The organism is Actinacidiphila sp. bgisy160, assembly GCF_965342435.1.
In the GTDB taxonomy this organism is placed as follows: Bacteria; Actinomycetota; Actinomycetes; order Streptomycetales; family Streptomycetaceae; genus Actinacidiphila.
Map to the genome: position 1 here is coordinate 1 of NZ_CBDRCM010000127.1, position 1,503 is coordinate 1,503.

Annotated in this window: 2 protein-coding genes; one reads left to right on the top strand and one right to left on the bottom strand. The window is 67.1% G+C overall.

The genetic code is table 11. The annotated features are described in order from the left end of the window. Positions 1-17 precede the first annotated feature (17 nt). Entirely contained in the window at positions 18-602 is a 585-nt protein-coding gene (locus ACRWNP_RS37055; protein ID WP_431969397.1) for a hypothetical protein, read from the bottom strand. 646 nt (positions 603-1,248) lie between these two features. On the opposite strand from ACRWNP_RS37055, the gene ACRWNP_RS37060 reads away from it, so the two are divergent. Next, positions 1,249-1,503: transposase (locus ACRWNP_RS37060; RefSeq protein WP_431969399.1), on the top strand; the 255-nt coding region annotated here is incomplete at its 3' end.

Sequence of the window (1,503 nt, forward strand, 5' to 3'; positions counted from 1 at the left end):
CGACACCAACGAGCTGTTCAGGAGGCCCTACTCGTATGCGCCGAGCACCCCGCCACCACCCAATCGAGACTCCCGTTCGATACCCACCCCTCAAGATCGGAACGACAACAGCTACTGAGAGCGCGGATCCGTTCGTTGAGGACCGGGTGGTCTGAGGCGGATGCGGCGCCGGAGTCCAGGTCGCGGAGGATGTCGTTGCCGCCGTTGCGGGCGGTCCGCCAGATGCGCAGTCCGGCCTCACGTGCGTGATCAGCGCCGAAGAGAGCCACGTGATTGTAGGCCTTGCGTAGCTGCGTTCTGAGCTCTTGCCAGCGAGCTTCGGTCTCCGGGCGATGAGCGGCAGCCTCCGGGCCGATGAGGCGGGGCAGTTCGGATCGTATGAACTGCAGTGCTTCTTCACCTGCGAGGGAGAGGGCGGAGTAGGCCTTCAGGCGTTCATCGCGAAGCCAACGGCCCTGTTCGCCCTCCAGGCGCATCGCCTCGAGGGCGCGGGTGTCGCGGGCTCTGCGTCGCTCCAGGGACGCGTTGGCCAGGAGTGTGAGCACTACACCGCCCAGGGTTGCCCCTACGGTGATCAGTTGGGTTGCGGTTCCGGGCTCCACGTGGCCTCCGCGTCGAGGTGCTGGCATCCCAGTCTGTGTGCAGTGATGATGAGCAGGCTTGAGACAGTCACGGGTAGGTTTCCGATGCTGTTCATGATCGGGCCGGAAGCCGTGGGGCGTCTCGCGGATGCGCCGATTTATCCGTACAGCGCTCAGTCCTGCCAGCAAGGCCCGTCCTCAACGAGGTCCCCGGTTTTGGCTGGGAAGAGTTCCACGAGGCTGCTGGTCATTTCTTCGACGACCCCGACGACGCTACGGGGCTCGGGAACCGTGGCGGCGTGTTCGGTGGCAGCGGCGCAAGCCCGGCACGCATCCGTCAGGCGCCAGATGCGACCGCCCGCGCTCCGTGCGAGTAGCAGGGCGATTGGTCCGCTGCAGCCGCGGTGACGCGGGTGCCAACGGCAGCCGTGCTCGCCGCACCTGCAGGTGCGCAGGTGGGCGGGGAGCGGTTCGGAACGGGCGTGGAGGGCCAGGTGGTTCACGATGACGGCTCGCGTCGCGGCGGACCCGGACGTGGCCGGGATGCGGCCGCACTGCGGGCAGATCAGGTCCGTCCCGCCAGTGCTGGGACGGACCTGGAGTGTCCAGGTGCGCTTTGAACCGCTCCGGGTTCGGTAGGGACTCGATCATTTGAGAGGATTGAGTCATGGCACGTCCTTCCCAGTACCCGCTTGAGCTGCGCCGTCGTGCGGTGCGGATGGTCGCCGAGGTGCGGCCGGAGTACGACACCGAGTGGGCCGCGATGAAAGCGGTCGCCCAGAAGCTGGGCATCGGCACGACCGAGACGCTGCGCAAGTGGGTCCGGCAGGACCAGATCGATACCGGCACCCGGCCGGGCACGACGACGGAGGAGTCGGCCGAGCTGAAGCGGCTGAAGAAGGAGAACGCCGAGCTGAAGCGC